Source organism: Promicromonospora sp. NPDC090134 (genome assembly GCF_044746965.1).
Classification (GTDB): Bacteria; Actinomycetota; Actinomycetes; order Actinomycetales; family Cellulomonadaceae; genus Promicromonospora.
Genome location: NZ_JBIVCZ010000001.1, coordinates 268970 through 288458, shown reverse-complemented (window position 1 = coordinate 288458; position 19489 = coordinate 268970). Strand labels below are relative to the sequence as shown.

The following is a 19489-nucleotide window of genomic DNA, read 5'->3' as shown; positions in this document are numbered from 1 at the left end:
TTGCCAGGCGCCGGCCGGCTCAGGCGCGAGGCGCGCCGGCATCGGCCGGTGCGAGCACGTAACCGCGGAACCACCGCGCCGTCTCGCGCCAGACCTGTTCCCGTGCGGGCGCGGCCGACAGGGTCGCGTCGTGCAGTCCACCCTCGATGCGCACCAGCGTGGTGAGGGAGCCGACGTCGGGCACGCGGCGGGCGATGCCGACCACGTCCAGCACCGAGTCGGTGGACCTCATGTCCTCGGTCCAGCGCGTCGGGATGCTGCTGCGGGCGCTGAGCAGCACGAGGACCGGCACGTCGATGCCCAGGCCGCGCGCGACCTGGTCCTGCCCGCGGAAGATCGCGGCGAGCCAGGCGGGGGTGGCGCGCCATCCCGCGTCGGGCCGCCAGGCGACGTCGTAGTCCCACTCGCCGTCGAACCGCGACGAGATGGAGCGTGCGTACAGGCCACGGTCCAGGTTGACGAGCTGGCTGCGGGGCACGAGCACCGACTGCACGCGGATGCCGGGCTCCATGAGCTTGCGGCCCGCCTCGCGGGTCTGGAACTCCAGCCACGGCCCGTTCAGCACGAGCCCCGCGACGCGTTCCTGGTTGCGCGCCGTCCACAGGCTGAGGGTGAGCCCGCCCGTCGAGTGGCCCATGAGCACGAGCTTGCGGTCGGGCCGGTCGTCGAGCCCGTGCCCCATGACGTGGAGTGCCGCCTCGATCTCCTCGTCGTAGGTGGTGAGGCTGCGGACGTACCCCGGGGTCTGGCCCTCGCGCAGGCTGCGCCCGTAGCGCCGCAGGTCGAGCGCGTGGAAGCGCACGCCGAGCGACTCCCAGAAGTCCGCGAGGTGGGTCTGGAAGAAGTAGTCGAGCCAGCCGTGCACGTAGAGCACGTCGACGCCGGCGTCAGGCGGTGCGGCGGGTGTCGCGGCCGGTTCCCCGTCCATGTGCTGTCGTCCGGCGCTCGGCAGGCGCAGCCGCCGGCCGATCTCCGACAGCTCATCCCAGAGGCGCGCCACCTGCGGGTTGTCCGCGCCGATCCGCCGGATCCCCCGGTGGTGCTCGGCCTCGCGTGCCTCGTGCGTGGCGGCGGGATCGGCCGCTGCGTCCGGATCGGCTGCCGTCCCGGAGCCCGGCCGGGCGCGGCGCACCAGGGTCGCCACCACCTCGGGCTCGTCCTCGTCGGGCTCCAGCGGCAGGGTCAGGCGTTCGAAGCCCGGCAACACATCGGGCTCCCAGGCCGGCTCCGGTGCCGGCCCGTCGTCCAGACCGGGGGAGAGGCTCGTCATCTGACCGACGGTAACCGGAGGTGCGCCCACTCCGCCGGGTAGTCGTCGAGCCAGACCTCGAACGAACGCGGGGCACGCCCGGCCAGGTGCCCGACGTCGTGGCTCACGTTCGCGAGCACACCCGCCTCGATCGCCTGGCACCGGGTGATCCAGTCCTCCACCTCGGTGGTGGTCGACCGGTAGAACTGGGCACGCGCCTGCTCCACGGTCTGGGGCACGTACCGGATGGTGCGGCCGACGGCCGCCGACAGCGTCGCCGCGATCTCGTCGAAGGTCAGCGCCTCGGGACCCGTCAGGTGGTAGGCCCGGCCCACGTGCCGGCCCGGGTCCTCGTCGAGCAGGACCGCGGTGGCGACGTCGGCCACGTCGTCGTGCGACACGGTCGCGACCCGGCCGTTGCCGGCCGGCGCGCGGAGCAGCGCCTGCTGCCCGGAGCCGGACGACTCGTCGTGCACCGCGAAGGTGGGCGTGCGGTGGAACATGCTGGTGCGCAGCATCGTCCACGTGAGGTCGGTGCCCCGCAGGTACTCCTCGGTGAGCCAGTCGTCACGGGCGCCGGACGCGATCGCGTCCGGCGCGGCACCGATCGACGAGACGTAGACCACGTGCCGCACGCCCGCGAGCACCGCGGCGTCGATCGCCGCGCGGTGCCTGGCGAGCCGGCCGGGACGTTCTCGGCCCGGCACGAGGAACACGGCGTCCGCCCCGGCGAACCCGCTGGTCAGCGCCCTGGTGTCCGCTTCTGTCGGGATCGCGACGACCTCCGACTCGGGCAGCGGGGTGCCGTCGGGCAACCGGGGGGCGGCGCCCCTGCCGGCGACCAGCAGGCGCTGGTGACCGCCCGCCGCGGCGACACGGAAGGCGAGCCTGGAACCCAGCCGGCCGTCGGCCCCGGTGAGGACGATCAGCCGGTCCGGCGACGCGGGCGTCATTCCCACACCGTAAACGGCGGACCGCCGACGAGCCGGTCGGGACGGGGTGAAATGCCGGTCAGGCGCCCGAGGGCACGCCCAGCTCCGCCCGGACGAAGTCGACGACGCCGTCCGCCGCCGCCTCGATCTCGGCGAGGCACTCCTCGAAGTCCTCGGGACCCCCGTACCAGGGGTCGGCGATGTCGAGGTGCTGCTCGGACGCGCCCTCCGCGGCGGGGTCGAACGACCGGTACATCCGGATCGTCGTGTCGGCCTGCGCGCGGCCCGCGAGGTTCCGCAGGGCCTGTGCGTGGCGGGTGGTCATCGCGAGGACCAGCTCCCGCGAGCCGACGTCGTCCCTGGTCACCTGGCGGGCCCGGTGGCCGTCGCCGGTGGGGTAGCCGTGCTCGGCGAGGACGGCGCGAGCGCGCCGGTCCATCGGGTTGCCGTGCTCCTCGTCGCTCACGCCGGTCGAGTCGACCACCACGGCGTCACCCAGGCCGGCGGCCTCGAAGCGGTCACGCAGCACGATCTCGGCCATCGGGGACCTGCAGATGTTTCCGGTGCAGACGGTCATCACGCGGTAGGCAGTCACGCGCACATTCTCCCTCGCGACTTTCTTCCGGATGCCTCCGGGCGCGGGAAAGCCCGCGGGGCGACATGTGTCAGCCGTGCTGGACGAGGGCACGGCACCCGCGGGCTCCGGTGGTCGCGAGGAAATCGCCACCAGTGTCCCGTTGCGCCTGAGCGATCAGGAAGGCCCCGTGCTGAGCCACCCGACCGCCGTCGGCGCGAAACGCTTACGCGTCACGCGACTAGCGCGCGACCACCTCATGGGTCCGATGTGAAATCACTTCTCGGATCACCTCCCTTCTCATGTGCCACAGAACCTACGCCGCCCGGCGACGTACGCACAGGCTTTTTCCTCGCGGCGAAATTCGCAGCTCCGGGCATACGGCCGAGCGACGACTTTCGGGGGACCGGCGCGTCTGCCCTGCATGACCATCACCACCGTCGACGCGTTCACGACGTCGGCCGACGGCACGCGGATCGCCTTCGATCTCACCGGCCCGGCCCGCGGCCTGGCGCCGGCAGTCGTCGCTGTCGACGGCGTCCTCGCCCACCGGATGCCCGTCACGCTCGCCGTGGCGTCGGAGCTGGGCGACCGCGTGACCACGCTGCGGTACGACCGGCGCGGGCGCGGCGGGAGCGGCGACACCCCGCCGTACAGCGTGGACCGGGAGGTCGACGACATCGCCGCGTTGTTGCAGGTCACGGGCCCAGCCGTGCTGCTGGGCATCTCCACGGGGGCGTTCCTGGCGCTGCGCGCGGCCGCCGACCTGGGCTCCCTGGTCACCGGGGTGCTCTGCTTCGAGCCGGGCTACGACGTGGCCAGCGGTGAGCCGCCCACCGATCCCCGGATGATCGCGGGGGTGGAGGCGTGCGTGGAGGCGGGCGACCCGGGCAGCGCCGTCGAGCTGTTCCTCGACGTGGTGGGCATGCCGTGCCGGCTGGTGCCGCGGATGCGGGCGTCGGCGTCGTGGGCGGACCTCGAGTCGATGGCGCCGACCATCGCCTATGACGGCCGCGTCCTCGCGGCCGTCGCCCTGGGGCGACGTGCCCTGATGTGCCGGTGGGACCTGATCACCCAGCCGGTGCTCGTGGTCCACGGCACCGCGAGCGCCGCCGCCGTCGCGGCGGCGGCCGGCTCGCTGGTGGCCGTGCTTCCGGCGGCACGCCGCGTGACCGTTCCCGGTCACGGGGCGGACGTGCCGCCGGAAGCGATGGCGGAGGCCGTCGCGGGCCTCCTGGGTGTCGTCAGTCCGTGAGCGAGGCGCGGGAGCCGACGACGGGGGACGAGCCGATCAGACCGCCGAGCTGGGACGCACCGGAGCCCGAGCCGGCGAGCGTACGGGCGGACGTCCCCGCGAGGGTGGTGTCGAGGCTGTCGTACTTCACGTACTGGTGGTACACCTGGCCGTCGGACCGGTCGGTGATGCGCCAGCGGCCACCCACCCAGACCGACCGCGGGGCCTCGGTGTACGCGCCGAACTCGCCGCACCCGTCGCCGTCGAGCGCGACGCCCCGGGAGATGTGGTCGGCCTCCTCCTGGCCGGCGCCGGGGTAGACCACGCCGTTGCTGCCGATGAACTGCACGGACAGGTCACCGGTGCCGTAGTAGCCCGGCGCGGCGCAGATGGCGACGGCGGCCGCCAGGTAGCCGTCGTAGACGAAGGACTCGCTCATCACCGCGTTGTAGTTCCAGAGGCTGAACCACTGGTAGGCCGCGAAGGGCGACGACTGCGTGGACCGCACCCACAGGTAGGTCCGGTTACTGGTGTCCTTGCCGGCCATGTTCGACACGACCACGCGGAACTGGTTGAGCTCGTGCGCGGGCGCGGCGGTGAACCGGTACGTCGAGCTGTTCGACCCGATGTTGGTCCAGGTGCCGGACGCCGGGGTCCAGCGCTGCCACTGGTACTTGAGGCCGCCACCCGTGGCCGACACCTTGAGCGTGACGGTCTTGCCCACCGTCGTGTCCACGTAGCGCGTCGGCTGCGTGGTGACGTTCGGCGTGCTGATGCCGACGGGCCACTTCACGGTGACGGTCGCCGAGCTGAGGCGCTTGGCCGGCAGGTAGGCGTACTTGCGGCCGACGATCTCGACCGAGATCTTCTTGCCGTGCTCCTTGGTCGTGAGCCGGTAGGTGCGGCTGGTCGCGCCTGCGATCGGCGTGCCGTTGGCGCGCCACTGGTAGCTGACCACCGACGGGGTGGGCGACCAGGTGCCGCGGTTGGCGGTGAGGGTCTGGCCCACGCGAACGGTGCCGCTGATCGTCGGCGCGGACGTCCGGGCGAACGGCTTGGAGACGACGGCGGCGGCCGACGTCAGGCTCTTCGTCGTGTAGCCCGCCTTGGAGCCGGTCACCGTGACGGTGAGCTTGTCACCGTGGAGGCGGCTGGGGATCGTGTAGGTGCGGCTGGTGGCGCCGGAGATCGAGCTGCCGTTCGCCTTCCACTGGTACTTCAGCGTGGCCGTCGGCGAGAAGAGGCCGGTCGTGGCGCCGACCAGGCCGCCGACCTTGACCGTGCCGTTGATCTTGGGCGTCGTGGTGACGAAGCTGGCCTTCGCCACGGTCGAGAACGCGCTGTAGGCGGTCTTCGGGGCGTAGCCGGCCTTCGTGCCGGTCACGACGAGGCGCAGGGTCTTGCCCGCGTGCGCGGCCTGCGGCGTGAACGTCGTCGTGGTGGCGACCGTGGTGCCGCTGATCTTCCACTGGTAGGCGAGGGAGGTGCCCTCGGGCCAGGTGCCGGGCCGGGCGGTGAGCTTCGAGGCGACCTTGACCGTGCCGGAGACGGTCGGGGTGCCGGCGACGAGGTCGCCGACGGTCACGACGCCGGAGGCTGCCGCGACGGGGTCGCTCGTCAGACCGCCCGCGGTCGCCGCGACGGTGCCGATCACGTACTGGTCGAGGTAGGCGGGCAGGACGTCGAGCGTCGTGTCACCGGCCCCCTCGACGAGGGTGTCCGCGGCGTCCAGGACCGGGTCGGCGCTGAGGTACCACGCGTAGGCGACGGACTCGGGCTCGGGTGCCCAGGTGCCGCCCGTCTGGTCGAGGGTGAGCGTCGAGCCGACCGCCGCCGCACCGTTCACCGCGAGGGTTCCGGTGAAGACGGGCGCGTCGGCCTCCGCGGCGGACGCCGGCACAGCGGCGAACGGCCCGGCGACCAGGGCGAGCGTGGCGAGCGATGCGCCGGCGCGCCAGCGCCGGGCGGTTCTCGGGGTGGGGGCGGCGAACGCGGGGTGGGCGTCGCCGAGGGGTATCTGCTTCATGGGGGTCCTTCGCGATCCGTGACAGGACGGGGCACCGGGGACCGCCGTCGGTCCCGGGCTTCGCGAACGTAACCTGCCGCGAATGCTGCCGGAAGCAACATTGAGCGGGAATCGGCTTAAAACCGTCGAAGTTCACCCCTGGATTCACCCGCCGTGAATCCTTCGGCACAGCAGGGCCCGTCGAGACGCGTGTCTCGACAGGCCCTGGCAGTCTCGGAACGGGCGGTCTCAGAACGGGCGGCGAGCCGTGACCAGGATCCGCGGCGCCTCGTCCACGAGCACGTTGCCCGTCGCGAAGTGCATGTGCAGCCCGCGCAGCGCCGCCTCGTGGCGGGCGACGGCGGCCGGGGTGAGGTCGGCGAGGTCGGGCACCTGCCAGGCCGCGACCCGCAGGTACCACAGCACGGAGGAGAGGTCCTTGAAGGTGCGCGTCCCCGCGTACTCCGTGGCCTCCACGATCTCGAGGCCGGAGGCGACGAGCCCGTCGGAGATGACGTCGATCGTCACGCCGTCCGGGTCCCAGCCCAGCGGCACCCGGAGCGCCTGGTTGAGGACGAAGCCGTCGCGCGTGTCCACCTGCTCGGTGAGGAACGTCCCGCCCGGCTCCAGCACGCGACCCACCTCGTCGGGGTCGATGGTGCTGAACCGGCTGAGCACCGCGCTGTACTGACCGTCGAAGAACGGCAGCAGCACGTCACCCGTCCAGGACGGCTCCACGCGGCGCACGTCGACGCCGAGCGGCTCCAGGCGCCGTCGGGCGGCGAGGAAGGCCGGACCGAGCTCCGTGGCGGCCGAACCCTTGGGGAGCGGGCCGAGGCCCGCGAAGAAGTCACCGTCACCGGTGCCGATGTCGAGCACGGCACCACGGGACTTGAGCACGATCTCGCGGGCCAGCGTGGGGTAGTCCCACTCCGGCGCGTCGATCGTGAGACGGTCGTCGACGGGAGCGTTGTCGAGACCACCCGTGAACAGCGCCGCGGGTGTAGCAGGAGTCGCAGGGGCGTTACGCGCCCATTCGACGTGGTCCTCGAACGGCGCGTCCGGCGCCGGAGCAGGGGCGATCGAGACGTCAAGCATGTGGGAGATTGTGACGCAAACGGGGAGTAAGGGCTAACACTGGTGCAAACACGACCGGAGGCGTCGCCGTGATGGTGAATCCCATACCCACGTCGCACATTTCACCGGTGGAACCCGCGTTCTCGCTGCGGGTGGTCGGCCTGATGTCCGGCACGTCCCATGACGGGGTCGACGGCGCGGCGTGCGATCTCCGGCTCGCCGGCGACACGCTGACGCTCACGCCCCTCGGACACCTCTCCACCCCGTACCCGGCGGCCCTCCGGTCCGGGCTGGTGGCGACCCTGCCGCCGGCCGCCACCACCGCGGAGGCCGTGTGCCGGCTCGACACCGGCGTCGGACAGGCCTTCGCCGACGTCGCGACCCGCGCCGTGGCCGAGCTCTGCGGCGGGCGCGCTGACCTCGTGGTCTCCCACGGCCAGACGCTCTTCCACTGGGCGCCGGCGGGCGGCGGTGTGCAGGGCACCCTGCAGATCGGCGAACCCGCGTGGATCGCCGAGGCGACCGGGCTCCCCGTCGTCTCGGGCCTGCGCACGCGCGACGTCGCCGCGGGCGGGCAGGGCGCCCCGCTCGTCGGCCTGTTCGACGCGCTGTGGCTCGCCGGCCGCCCCGGCGCCGTCGCGCTCAACCTGGGCGGCATCGCGAACGTGACCGTGCTGTCCGGGGCGACGCCGGTCGCCTTCGACACGGGCCCCGCTTGCGCGCTGCTCGACGCCGCGACCCGGCACGTCACGGGCGGACGCCTCACCTACGACGCCGACGGCGCGCTCGCCGCCCGCGGCCGGGTGCTTCCTCGGCTCCTGGAGCGGCTGCTCGACGAGCCGTACTACGCGCGCCCGGCGCCCAAGTCGACGGGCAAGGAGCTGTTCCACCTCTCCTACCTGCTGGACCGCCTCGGCCCCACGGAGCCGACGGCGGAGGACCTGTTCGCCACCCTGGTCGCGCTCACGGCCCGCACCGTGGCCGACGCCGTGCGGCACACCGCCGCCGAGGTCGTCGCCTCGGGCGGCGGCACCCGCAACCCGGTGCTCATGGCGGCGCTCCGGTCCGAGCTGCCCGGGGTCGCCGTCCGCACCTCGGACGAGCTGGGCGTGCCGAGCCAGGCCAAGGAGGCGCTGGCGTTCGCGGTGCTGGGTTGGCACACGTGGCACGGCTTGCCCGGCGTGCTGCCGGGCGCGACCGGGGCGCGGCACGCGAGCGTGCTGGGGTCGGTGACGCCGGGGGCGGACGGGCGGTACCCGCCGGGGCGAGGTTCGGGTGTGGGGGTGCCGGGGCGGCTGGAGATCTTGCGGCCGGCCTGAGGCGCCGGAACGGCACCGGGTGAAGATGGGCGAGGCGCCCCTTATTTCGGGGCAAACGCGGCTGCGCGGCGGATACAGTCACGCGACTTGTCGTCCCGCGTGTGAACCATGCGCGGCTACTGCTGGAGCGCTCGATGTCGACCTCGGTAATACGGCGATTCCTTCCCTCAGCCCGGCGGACGTGCGTGTCGCTGGTGGCCTCGGGTCTCGTGCTCGGACTGGGTGCGACGACCGCTGGTGCGTCACCTGCCATGGACGCGCTCGCGGCGAGCACGACAGAAGTCGTTGCGCCAACCCTCGCGGCGGATGCCGAACCTCTCGATCCCAGCTTCGTGCAGGAGGGGATGCCGAGCACGCACGGCGGACAGGTCGTGGGATGGGGCCGCCTGAGCGGGGCGTTCAACGGCAACTCGCCGCGAGCGCTCCCGGACGGTGTTCATGCCGTGGCGCTCTCCGCCGACGATCGCCAGATCCTGATACTGCGGAGCGACGGAGAAGTGGACATCCATGGGTCCGGCACCATCAGCGGATCGGGCCGCCACCTCACGCCACCGGAAGGCACGACATTTACTGCCGTGTCGGCGGGATCGGGCTGGACCCCACAGATCCTCAGGTCCGACGGCATAGTGGTCGATGCGTCGGGGACGCCGGTGAAGACACCGCCCCAGGGTCTGAGGTACACAGCAATCTCAGGGCACCTGGCACTGCGTTCGGACGGGACACTCGACCCTGCCTCCGCCCCGGGCGAGTCGTGCTCCGCGGCACGCGATCCGGGTGCCGACCTTCGCTACACCGCCATCACAGCCCGGCGGGACTCGGGAGACTGGGCCGCGCTGCGCAGCGACGGCGTCATGCTGAGCTGCCACGAACTGGTCGACGGGTGGGAGACCCGGGTCGTCGACCCCCCGGCGGGCACACGGTTCATCGGCGTCGACATGGGCAACGGGGAGGTGGTCGGCGCCACCGCGGACGGACGCGTCATCTCGTCGGGCGGGACGCAGCTCGCTGCCGCCCCGGCGGGACGTTCAGTCGTCTCGCTCGCTGCGATGGACCCTGGACAGGGCAGTGCCGCACTCGACGACGGGTCGATCCTCAGCTGGGGACTCATCGGCAGGGACGCGGTGCTGCCGCTGGTTCCGGCCCAGCGCGCCGTCTTCTCCGCCGTCGTCGGATACAGCACCATTGCACAGCACTGGGCGATCGTGGTCGGCGACCCCGTCCCGGTGGAGGTCTCCCTGCGGCCAGTGCTGCCGTCGGGCCATCCGTTGCGCGTCACGGACTGGGTTGGGTTCGAAATCACCGCTGCCCTTCCCGACGGGACGCCGGTACCTGGTCAGGCGGAAACGACGACGCATGTGCCAGACGGGCAGGAGCGCACGCTTGCGTCCGTAGCCGTGAGTCCGTCCGATCCCGAGGAGATCAGGTTTCCGACCGACCAGCACGAGCAGATCGGTACCTACCGGCTGGACGTGACCTTCTCGGGGTCGCCCTACGTCACCACCACGGTGGCGACCACGCTCGACTTCACCGAGCCCAGCCCGGTCGTGCTCACCACCTCTGGCCCGACCACCTGGCACCAAGGCACCGAGAACACGCTCTGCTTCGCGCTGGCCACGGAAGACGAATCGTCGCTCTGGTGGACGAGCGAGCAGCCGGCCGCCATGCGGGTGGAAGGCGATCCTGACCAGATCTGGGATCTGGAGCAGCCCCGGGAGGCTGGCGGCGCGGCCGAATCGTGCATGCACTACTTCTTCCTGGAGCCTGGGACCCACACGGTCCATTTCGACTACCAAGGTTGGGGCGAGGCCGACTCGGTGTCGTGGACCGGTCAGGTAGTCGTACTGCCGCCCGCCGCCACACGTGTCGAGAGCGACCTGCCGTCCTCGTGGCGCTACGGCCAGATGCCGGACTTCGTCTCGTTCGAAGTGCAGTCCGACTCGATCGTTCCGGTGGGAGTCGCGGGCCTGCAGCTCGACGACGGGACCTGGTTCGGAGCCGGTGCCCAGCTCGACGAGGATGGTCGCGGGAAGATATCGATCGGCCACGAGGATGAGCTCGCTCCCGGCACCCACCCCATGACCGTGCTGTATCGAGGCGGCTACGGCTTCGCTCCCGCCCGCCTCGAGCGGACAGTCACCGTCAAACCTGGTGTCTTCACGGCGGCGACACCGAGGGTCACCGGAACTGCGAAGGTCGGCTCGACCCTGACCGCCGCCACCGGCATCTGGTCGCCGACACCCACCAGCTTCCGGTACGCGTGGAAGGTCGACGGCGTCGCCGTCACCGGCGCGACGTCGAGCACGTTCACCGTCCCCGCCTCGGCGGCGGGCAAGCAGGTCACCGTCACGGTCACCGGCCTCAAGCAGTACTACGAGTCGTCGGCGACCAGCGCCCCCACGGCCGCCGTGGCCCCGGGGACGTTCACGGCCCCGAAGCCGACGATCAAGGGCACGGCGAAGGTCGGCGCGACGCTGACGGCGACCCGCGGGACGTGGTCACCCGCGCCGTCGTCCGTGAAGTACGTGTGGAAGGCGAACGGAACGACCATCTCGACGCGAACGTCGAGCACCTTCGTGGTGCCGGCGTCGGCGAAGGGGAAGCGGCTGACGGTCACCGTGATCGGCTCGCGCACCGGCTACACGACGAGAACGGTCGCGAGCGCCGCGACCTCGACGGTCGCCGCGGGGACCTTCACCGCGCCGCGGCCCACGATCACGGGGACCAAGCGCGTCGGGTCGACGCTCACGGTGAGCCGCGGGACGTGGTCGCCCGCGCCGTCGTCAGTGAAGTACGTGTGGAAGGCGGACGGGGTGACCATCTCGACGCGGACGAGCAACCGGTTCGTGATCCCGGCGCGAGCACGGGGCAAGCACCTGACGGTCACGGTGACCGGCTCGCGGGCCGGGTACACGGCCAAGTCGGTGACGAGCGTCCGGACGGTGACCATCCGCTGAGCCGCGCGACGGCCCGGACCAGCCGGGGTGGCGATGTCCTCCGACGTCGCCACCCCGGCTTTTCCACGCGTGACCCCGGAAATATCGGGGGAGAAGTACCCATCTCGGACACCCGACCCGGGCCCCGAAGCCGGGACATGACGAAGGCCCCGACTCTCTGAGTCGGGGCCTTGCGTACAACGTGCGCGAGGGGGGAGTTGAACCCCCACGCCCTTTCGGGCACACGGACCTGAACCGTGCGCGTCTGCCTATTCCGCCACTCGCGCGCTGCGAGGATGACGCTAGCACGACTCGGAGGGCAGTTCCGAATCCAATAACCGTGAAGTGGTTCACGTCCCGCCGCAGGTCTAGTAGCGTGCGGATCCGCCCACGCCTCTCCTCGCCGCGCCACCTGAGGGAAGATCGGAGAAGATCCGCAGGACATCCACAGTATTGGAGTCTGCGGGGACCTACCGGTCTATACGATCTAGGTAGTCTGCCCGGCGCAGACCCTGGAAGGAGGTGGCATGGGCGCCCTGGACCGCTTCGAGAAGAGCGTGGAGCGCATGATGAACAACGCGTTCGCCAAGGTGGGACGTGGCGAAGTGAAGCCTGTCGAGCTGGCGAGCAGGCTGCGGCGTGAGCTGGACGACCGTGCCGCGGTCGTCGGACGCGACCGTACCGTCGCACCGAACGAGTTCACGATCGAGCTCGCTCCCGACGACTTCGCCCAGATCGAGGCGTGGGGTGCACAGACCCTCGCCGACGAGCTCGCGTCCAACATCACGGCGTACGCCGCGACGCAGCACTACGCGTTCGTGGGCCCCGTGAGCGTGACGTTCGACGAGCAGTACGAGCTGGTGCCCGGCCGCTTCACCGTGCGGTCGCGCAGCGTGCAGGGAAGTGTCGCCCCGGCGACCTCCGGCGCGCCGACGGGACGGCACCCGCTCATCGACATCGATGGTCAGCGCTACCTGCTCACCGGACCGGTGACCGTCATCGGGCGCGACGCCGAGGCGGACATCGTGGTGGACGACCCGGGTGTCTCCCGGCGTCACCTCGAGATCCGCGTGACGCCGGACGGCGTCGTGGCGACCGACATGGGCTCCACCAACGGCCTGTACGTCGAGGGCCACCAGGTTCCTGCCGCGACCCTGCTCGATGGCAACACGATGACCATCGGCCGTACCCGCATCATGTTCTGGACCGGCAGCGCGTCCGGTGCGGACAACGAGGACTGGTGAATAAACCGAAATGAGTGAGCTCACGTTCACCCTGCTCCGGCTGGGCTATCTCGTGCTGCTGTGGGTGTTCGTGCTCTCCGCCGTCGCAGTGCTCCGGCGCGACCTCGCGGGGCCACGCACGTCCAGCGGCCGGCGGCGCCGGCCCGAGCTGGCAGGGCCGGCGGCGACGCCGACCCCCGGCGGCGGTGCGCCCCGCGCGCCCCAGCGCGGTGGCCCGTCGCGGCTCGTCGTGGTGGCCGGCCCGCTCACCGGGACGACCATTCCCCTCACCTCCTCCGGAGTGCTGATCGGGCGTGCGCCGAGCTGCACCCTCGTGCTCGACGACGACTACTCGTCCTCGCGCCACGCGCGGATCTTCCCCCAGGGCGGCCAGTGGTTCGTGGAGGACCTCGGTTCCACGAACGGCACCTACATCGGCGAGGAGCGGGTGCAGGGCGTCATCCCGCTCGGTCCCGGTGTGGGCGTGCAGATCGGACAGTCCGTCGTCGAGCTCCAGGGATGACCACCACGTGACCGTGACCTTGCGGTATGCCGCGCGCTCCGACGTCGGCCTCGTCCGCTCCAACAACCAGGACTCCGCGTACGCGGGGCCCAACCTCCTCGTCGTGGCCGACGGGATGGGCGGACACGCAGGCGGCGACGTCGCGTCCGCGCTGACCATCGCGGCCCTGGTGGGCCTCGACCGGCCCGACCACAGCTCCGACCAGTCGATGTCCGAGCTGGAACGCTCGATCGACCGCGCCCGGCAGGACCTCGTCGACGCCACCACGGCCGACCCGGACCTGGCCGGCATGGGCACCACCGTCACCGCGCTGCTGAAGTCCGGCAACACGCTTGCCATGGCCCACCTGGGCGACTCGCGCGCGTACCTGCTGCGGGACGGCACGCTCGCGCAGGTCACGGTGGACCACACCTTCGTGCAGCACCTCGTCGACACCGGCCGCATCACGCCGGACGAGGCCGAGAGCCACCCGCAGCGCAACGTCGTCATGCGGGTCCTCGGCGACTTCGACCTGGACCTCACCCCCGACCTGTCGATCCGCGAGGCGGTGCCCGGCGACCGCTGGATGCTCTGCTCCGACGGTCTGTCCGGATTCGTGCCGGACGGCGAGATCGCCGAGGTACTCAGCACCGTCCCCGACCCGTATGACGCCGTCGAGCGGCTCGTCTCGATGTCCATGCGCGCGGGCAGCACCGACAACATCACCGTCGTCGTGGCCGACGTCCTGGACGACGCCGCCGCGGCGGGTACCACGGCCACCGTCACCCCGGAGATCGTCGGCTCGGCCGCCCTCGCGGGCGTGACCGCGGCCGGCAGCGGCACGCCCTCCGCGAGCGCCGCCCCGCACGCGGAGATCGACGGCGACACCGTGACCGGCTTCAGCCGCGGCGGCGCGGCGCAGGGCGGGCAGCAGGCGCCGGTCCCCGTGGCTGTGGGCGTGCTGTCCGACCCGGCGGCGCAGGACAACCTGGCCGACACGCTCGAGCAGGCCATGATCGCGGGCGGCACCGACGAGGAGCAGTACCAGCCGGACATCCAGCCCGACGACGACCTGGCCGAGGAGGCCGACGAAGAGGCGCCGACGCGCAAGAAGCGCGTCTGGCTCACCGTGGTCGGTGCGCTGCTGCTGGTCGTGGGCCTCGTCCTGGCGGGCTGGGGCGGCTACCGCTGGACCCAGACCCAGTACTACGTGGGTGAGTCCGACGGCCAGGTCGCGGTGTTCCGCGGCATCCCGGCCACGGCCGGACCACTGACGTTCTCGACGGCGGTCGAGCTCACGGGCACCCGTGTCGACGAGCTGCCCGCGTTCGTCGCGGACCGCGTGAACGAGACCATCCGCGCGACCTCGCTCGAGGACGCCCGCGGGCGCGCCGAGCGGCTGATCGCCGAGGCGACCGAGGAGACCGAGCCGTCGGCATCGCCGTCGCCCTCGTCCACCCCGACGCCGACCACGAGCGAGCCGGCGAGCACCTCGTCGCCGAAGTCGACGCCCACCGCCTCCAAGGAGACCGGTACGGGAGGGAACGGATGAGCGTCCTCCAGCCCGAGGAGAAGGCCCCGACCCGCATCGCTGAGGCGATCCTGCTGGTCGTCGCACTGTCGCTCGGCATGGGCGGCATGTGGATGGTGGGCTACTCCCTTGAGGACGGCCTGCCCGACGGGTTCTGGACGTACTCGCTCGTCCTGGCCGCGCTGGCCTTCACGGCACACATCGTGCTGCGGCTGCGCGCGCCCTACGCCGACCAGGTGATCCTGCCCGCCGTCGTGCTGCTGAACAGCGTCAGCATGGCGATGGTGCTCCGGCTCGACCTGTCGACCAACGTCGCCATGGCGGGTGCCAACGCGCCGCGGCACATCATGTGGTCCGCGATCGGCATCATCCTCGGCTGCATCGTCATCTTCGTGATCCGCGACCACCGCAGCCTGCGCCGCCTCACCTACACGGCGATGATCGTCGGCATCGTGCTGGTGATCCTCCCCCTGGTCCCCGGCCTGGGCGAGGAGATCAACGGCGCGCAGATCTGGATCTTCATCGGCCCGTTCTCGCTGCAGCCGGCCGAGTTCGCCAAGATCGCGTTCGCCGTGTTCTTCGCGGGCTACCTGGTCGCGAACCGCGACACCCTGGCACTGGCGGGCAAGAAGTTCCTGGGCCTCCAGCTCCCGCGCCTGCGCGACCTCGGCCCCATCCTCATCGTCTGGGCCGTCTCCCTGGCGGTCCTGGTCGGCGAGAAGGACCTTGGTACCTCGCTGCTGTTCTTCGGCCTGTTCGTCGGCATGCTGTACCTGGCCACCGACCGGGTCGGCTGGATCGTCATCGGCCTCACGATGTTCGCCGCGGGCGCCGTCGTCGCCTGGTCGATCTTCAGCCACGTGCAGGGTCGCGTCGACGTCTGGCTCGACCCGCTGAACGCCGAGCTCTACGAGCGCGACTTCGGCGGGTCCTACCAGATCGTCCAGGGCATGTTCGGCATGGCGTACGGCGGCATGTTCGGCGCCGGCTGGGGCGAAGGTTTCCCGGACCGCGTGCCGTTCGCCTTCTCGGACTTCGTGTACGCCGCCCTCGGCGAGGAGCTCGGCCTCACCGGCCTCCTGGCGATCCTGCTGATCTACCTGGTGATCGTGCAGCGCGGCCTGCGCCACGCGATCGGCGTCCGTGACGGCTTCGGCAAGCTGCTCGCGGGCGGCCTCGCGTTCGTCATGGCGCTGCAGCTCTTCGTCGTGGTGGGCGGTATCACCCGCATCATCCCGCTCACCGGTCTGACCCTGCCGTTCATGGCGCAGGGCGGATCGTCCCTGCTCGCGAACTGGATAGTCATCGCCCTCATGCTGCGCATCTCCGACGCCGCCCGGCGACCGTCGGCCCTGCCGACCCGCGGCACCCTGGCCGACCCCGCGCCCGCCGTGGTGGGCGGCGGCGCGATCGAGGTAGGGGGGCCGGGTGCGGCCCCGGTCCAGGCGGGGACCGACGCCGGTGCGGGCCGCGGCCCGACGCCCAACGAGGCGACCCAGATCGTGCGGGGGGTGGACCTGTGAACGCGACCTTGCGCCGCCTGTCGACCGTCGTCATGGTGATGTTCCTGGCCCTCATGGTCTCGACGACCTGGATCCAGTTCGTCTCGGCAAAGAGCCTGAACGAGGACCCCAGGAACGTCCGGGGCACCTACAGCGCACTCGGCCGGGACCGTGGCCCCATCGTCGTGAGCAACGGCGACCCGATCGTCACGTCCGTCCCCGTGGACGACAACTTCAAGTACCAGCGCACCTACTCCGAGGGCGACGCCGGAGCGGCCGCCGTGTTCGCGCCGGTCACGGGTTACTTCAGCATCAACGGCACCATCACCGGCATGGAGCGGTACGCGAACAGCTACCTGGCGGGCGAGGACGACTCGCTGTGGCTGGACCGCCTCCAGAACCTCATCACGGGCGAGGAGGCGCAGGGCTCCTCGGTCGAGCTCACGATCGACCCCAAGGTGCAGAAGGCCGCCTGGGACGCCCTCGGCGACAACGTCGGCGCGGCCGTGGCCATCAACCCGAAGACGGGCGCCATCCTCGCGATGGTCTCCAAGCCCTCGTTCGACCCGAACGCGCTGTCCTCGCACGACAACGATGCAGCCACGGCAGCCGCCGAGAAGGTCCTCAACGAGAAGCCGCAGGTCAACTCGATCGGCGGCGAGGAGCGGCTCAGCCCCTACGGCCCCACGATCAACCGCACCATCAACGCGATCTACCCGCCCGGCTCCACGTTCAAGCTGCTGACGTCGGCCGCCGCCATCGAGTACGACGGGATGACCCCTGAGACCCGGATCCCGGCACCGAACGTCTACCAGCTCCCCGGCACGACCGGGGACGGCGGCAAGGTGCAGAACTTCGACGGCGAGACCTGTGACGCCAGCGGTTCGATGACACTCAAGGACGCCCTGCGGATCTCCTGCAACACCGCCTTCCTCGGACTCGCGAACACGGTGGGCAAGGACGGCATGCAGCAGATGTTCCAGGACTTCGGCTTCACCGAGTCCCTGGAGATCCCGATGACCACGTCGGTCGGTGTCTACCCGGGCCTCTCCGACACCGCGACGGACGACTCCGACGCCCGCATCGCACTGTCCGGCATGGGCCAGGGCGACCTGCGCCTGACGCCGCTCCAGGTGGCCATGATGTCCGCGGCCATCGCGAACGACGGCGACCTCATGGAGCCGTACCTCATCCAGAGCGTGCGGGACAGCGACCTCGAGCTCGTCAGCCAGACCAAGCCGAACCGCTACAAGAGCCCGTTCTCGTCGTCCACGGCCGACGCGCTGACGGAGATGATGGTCGCGGTGGTCGAGGACGGCTCCGGCACGGGCGCGCAGATCCCGGGTGTCCAGGTGGCCGGCAAGACCGGTACCGCCGAGGACGACCCCCGATCGCCCACGCTGTGGTTCACCTCGTTCGCGCCGGCCGACGACCCGCAGGTCGCCGTGGCCGTGGTGCTGGAGAACGAGGGCCAGTCCACCAACGAGACCACGGGTGGCGCCCTCGCCAGCCCGATCGCCGCGCAGATCATGCAGGCGGCGATCTCGAAATGAGACCGGTCGAGGGTCTGTCGCTGGGTGATCGCTACAAGCTGGTACGGCGTATCGCCATGGGCGGCATGGGCGAGGTCTGGGTCGCGCGCGACGAGAAGCTCGCGCGCGAGATCGCCGTGAAGGTGCTCCGCGAGGAGTACACGGGCAACGAGGACTTCCTCCGCCGCCTGCGCACGGAGGCCCGGAACTCGTCGACCCTCGTCCACCCCAACATCGCGCAGATGTTCGACTACGGCGAGGAGAACGGCGCCGGCTACCTGGTCATGGAGCTGGTCCTGGGCGAGCCGCTCGCCGACCTGCTCGAACGGGAGCCGGTGCTGCAGCCTGCCAGGCTGCTGCCGATCCTGGCCCAGACCGCGCGCGGCCTGCACGCCGCGCACCTCGCCGGCGTCGTGCACCGCGACGTGAAGCCGGGCAACATCCTGCTGGAGCACTCGGGCACCGTGAAGATCACGGACTTCGGTGTCTCGGTGGCCCAGAACCAGGTGCCCATGACCGCCACGGGCATGGTCATGGGCACCGCGCAGTATCTGTCGCCCGAGCAGGCCGTCGGCCAGTCGGCCACGGGCGCCTCGGACATCTACGCACTCGGCGTGGTCGCCTACGAGGCGACGGCGGGCCGCCGTCCCTTCACCGGCCGGACGCCGGTCGACATCGCGATCGCGCACGTCAACGCGCCGATGCCGCTCCTGCCGACCTCGGTGCACCCGGGACTGGCAGAGACCATCACGCAGATGCTGGAGAAGGACCCGGCGCAGCGCATCGCCTCGGCCGACCAGCTCGCGCGGCACCTGGACATGCTCGCCGCGGAGATCGCCGAGGACCCGTTCGGCAGCTCGCGCTACGCGCGCCGTTCGCGCCGCGACGGTCAGGCATCCTCTACACAGCGCTCCGGCAGCGGCCGGTCGAGCGCGCCGCAGCCCGGCCCCTCGCACGCCCGCAGGCAGTCCCCGTTCGGCCCGACCAGCGGCGGGCGGCACACCACCGTGGCCAACGCCCAGTCCGCACCGCCCCAGCCGTCCCCCGGTCCGGGGGCGCCTGCCGGCGGTTACGGCTCGGGCACCGCGGCGGGCGGCTACGGTTCCGGCAGTCCAGCAGGCGGTTTCGGCCCGGGCACCCCGGCGGGCGGCTACGGTTCCGGGCCGTTCGGCTCCGGGTCCTACGGTTCCGACTCGGCCGGGTACGGCACGACGTCGGGCACCTACGGGACGGACGCCTACGGACGGCCCTACTCACCGGCTCCGGGCAACCCCGCCGGCGGACCGGCCTCCGGGGGATACGGCTCGGACTCGGCCGGGTACGGCGCCGACTCCGCCGGATACGGCTCGGACTCGGCGGGCTACGGTTCCGACTCGGCCGGGTACGGCACGACGTCGGGCGCCTACGGCTCCGACTCCTACGGCAGGCCGGCCGCACCCGGCTACGTCCCGCCGCCTGCGGCCGGGGGCAGCGGGGCCGCACGAGCCTATCCGTCGCGCCGCGACCTGCACTCGACACGCCAGGACGGGCGCCGGGTCCCCCAGCAGGGGCGCTCGGGAGGGCACCCTGGGAAGGGACGGCGCAGCCTGTCGTCCGACATCCGGGGCTGGGTGAACGGGATCGAGGATCGTCTGGGGATCCGCGTGTCCTGGCCGCTCGTCGCACTGGTCGGGCTGCTGCTCGTGGTCATCCTCATCATGCTGGTCACCGGGGGCGGCGACGACGGCGCTCTGCGGGAGCCGTGGGGTTCCTCCGAAATCTACGCCGAAACGCTGAATCCCCCGGCAGCGGCCGGACTGGCCGCTTCTGGGATGATGCTCCTCAACGAGTCGTATGCCCTGAGGCAGACGGCCACGACATCAAAGGACCTATGAGT

At 71.5% G+C, this 19489-nt stretch carries 15 protein-coding genes and 1 tRNA gene; 9 read left to right on the top strand and 7 right to left on the bottom strand.

Going from position 1 to position 19489, the window contains the following annotated elements; translation table 11 throughout:
• Positions 1 to 19: 19 nt before the first annotated feature.
• From ACIPN7_RS01260 to ACIPN7_RS01250, 3 genes are read right to left on the bottom strand one after another with little or no spacing between them, the layout of a single operon-like run.
• On the bottom strand, positions 20 to 1270 hold the full coding sequence (locus ACIPN7_RS01260) for an alpha/beta hydrolase (RefSeq protein ID WP_400537181.1): 1251 nt from the start codon (positions 1268 to 1270) through the stop codon (positions 20 to 22).
• Positions 1267 to 2202 (bottom strand): NAD(P)H-binding protein, encoded by a 936-nt coding sequence (locus ACIPN7_RS01255; protein ID WP_400537179.1) that lies wholly within the window; start codon positions 2200 to 2202, stop codon positions 1267 to 1269. The genes ACIPN7_RS01260 and ACIPN7_RS01255 overlap by 4 nt, the downstream gene beginning before the upstream one ends.
• 58 nt (positions 2203 to 2260) lie before the next feature.
• On the bottom strand, positions 2261 to 2758 hold the full coding sequence (locus ACIPN7_RS01250) for a low molecular weight protein-tyrosine-phosphatase (RefSeq protein ID WP_400539130.1): 498 nt from the start codon (positions 2756 to 2758) through the stop codon (positions 2261 to 2263).
• Between the two features lie 421 nt (positions 2759 to 3179).
• Between ACIPN7_RS01250 and ACIPN7_RS01245 the strand changes: the two genes are divergently transcribed.
• Positions 3180 to 4010, top strand: a complete 831-nt coding sequence (locus tag ACIPN7_RS01245; protein ID WP_400537177.1) for an alpha/beta fold hydrolase — start codon at positions 3180 to 3182, stop codon at positions 4008 to 4010.
• On the opposite strand, the gene ACIPN7_RS01240 is transcribed toward ACIPN7_RS01245, so the two are convergent.
• Complete coding sequence (locus ACIPN7_RS01240) at positions 4000 to 6015, bottom strand: hypothetical protein (protein WP_400537175.1); 2016 nt, start codon at positions 6013 to 6015, stop codon at positions 4000 to 4002. The two genes, ACIPN7_RS01245 and ACIPN7_RS01240, sit on opposite strands and share 11 nt — an antisense overlap.
• Positions 6016 to 6243: 228 nt before the next feature.
• Entirely contained in the window at positions 6244 to 7092 is an 849-nt protein-coding gene (locus tag ACIPN7_RS01235) for a class I SAM-dependent methyltransferase (RefSeq protein ID WP_285100587.1), read from the bottom strand.
• Between the two features lie 107 nt (positions 7093 to 7199).
• On the opposite strand from ACIPN7_RS01235, the gene ACIPN7_RS01230 reads away from it, so the two are divergent.
• Positions 7200 to 8390 (top strand): anhydro-N-acetylmuramic acid kinase, encoded by a 1191-nt coding sequence (locus tag ACIPN7_RS01230; protein WP_400537173.1) that lies wholly within the window; start codon positions 7200 to 7202, stop codon positions 8388 to 8390.
• 242 nt (positions 8391 to 8632) lie between these two features.
• On the opposite strand, the gene ACIPN7_RS01225 is transcribed toward ACIPN7_RS01230, so the two are convergent.
• Positions 8633 to 8899 carry a hypothetical protein gene (locus ACIPN7_RS01225; protein WP_400537171.1) on the bottom strand — a complete coding sequence of 89 codons (267 nt, stop codon included), beginning with the start codon at positions 8897 to 8899 and terminating at the stop codon, positions 8633 to 8635.
• Between the two features lie 342 nt (positions 8900 to 9241).
• On the opposite strand from ACIPN7_RS01225, the gene ACIPN7_RS01220 reads away from it, so the two are divergent.
• Positions 9242 to 11344 (top strand): hypothetical protein, encoded by a 2103-nt coding sequence (locus ACIPN7_RS01220; RefSeq protein WP_400537169.1) that lies wholly within the window; start codon positions 9242 to 9244, stop codon positions 11342 to 11344.
• A gap of 182 nt (positions 11345 to 11526) precedes the next feature.
• Here the strand turns inward: ACIPN7_RS01220 and ACIPN7_RS01215 are convergent.
• Positions 11527 to 11610: transfer RNA gene (locus ACIPN7_RS01215), tRNA-Leu, on the bottom strand.
• 240 nt (positions 11611 to 11850) lie between these two features.
• Here ACIPN7_RS01215 and ACIPN7_RS01210 point away from each other — a divergent pair.
• From ACIPN7_RS01210 to ACIPN7_RS01185, 6 genes are read left to right on the top strand one after another with little or no spacing between them, the layout of a single operon-like run.
• Complete coding sequence (locus tag ACIPN7_RS01210) at positions 11851 to 12567, top strand: DUF3662 and FHA domain-containing protein (RefSeq protein WP_020017306.1); 717 nt, start codon at positions 11851 to 11853, stop codon at positions 12565 to 12567.
• Between the two features lie 10 nt (positions 12568 to 12577).
• Positions 12578 to 13069, top strand: coding sequence for an FHA domain-containing protein (locus tag ACIPN7_RS01205; RefSeq protein ID WP_400537166.1), 492 nt, complete (start codon positions 12578 to 12580; stop codon positions 13067 to 13069).
• Positions 13070 to 13076: 7 nt separating this feature from the next.
• Positions 13077 to 14600: a PP2C family protein-serine/threonine phosphatase gene (locus ACIPN7_RS01200; protein WP_400537164.1), complete on the top strand. Its 1524-nt coding sequence runs from the start codon at positions 13077 to 13079 to the stop codon at positions 14598 to 14600.
• A complete protein-coding gene (locus ACIPN7_RS01195) occupies positions 14597 to 16102 on the top strand; it encodes an FtsW/RodA/SpoVE family cell cycle protein (RefSeq protein WP_400537162.1) in 1506 nt (501 codons plus the stop codon). The genes ACIPN7_RS01200 and ACIPN7_RS01195 overlap by 4 nt, the downstream gene beginning before the upstream one ends.
• Positions 16099 to 17634: a peptidoglycan D,D-transpeptidase FtsI family protein gene (locus tag ACIPN7_RS01190; protein WP_400537160.1), complete on the top strand. Its 1536-nt coding sequence runs from the start codon at positions 16099 to 16101 to the stop codon at positions 17632 to 17634. The genes ACIPN7_RS01195 and ACIPN7_RS01190 overlap by 4 nt, the downstream gene beginning before the upstream one ends.
• Complete coding sequence (locus ACIPN7_RS01185; RefSeq protein WP_400537158.1) at positions 17631 to 19487, top strand: protein kinase; 1857 nt, start codon at positions 17631 to 17633, stop codon at positions 19485 to 19487. Before ACIPN7_RS01190 ends, ACIPN7_RS01185 begins: the two co-directional genes overlap by 4 nt.
• Positions 19488 to 19489: the final 2 nt, after the last annotated feature.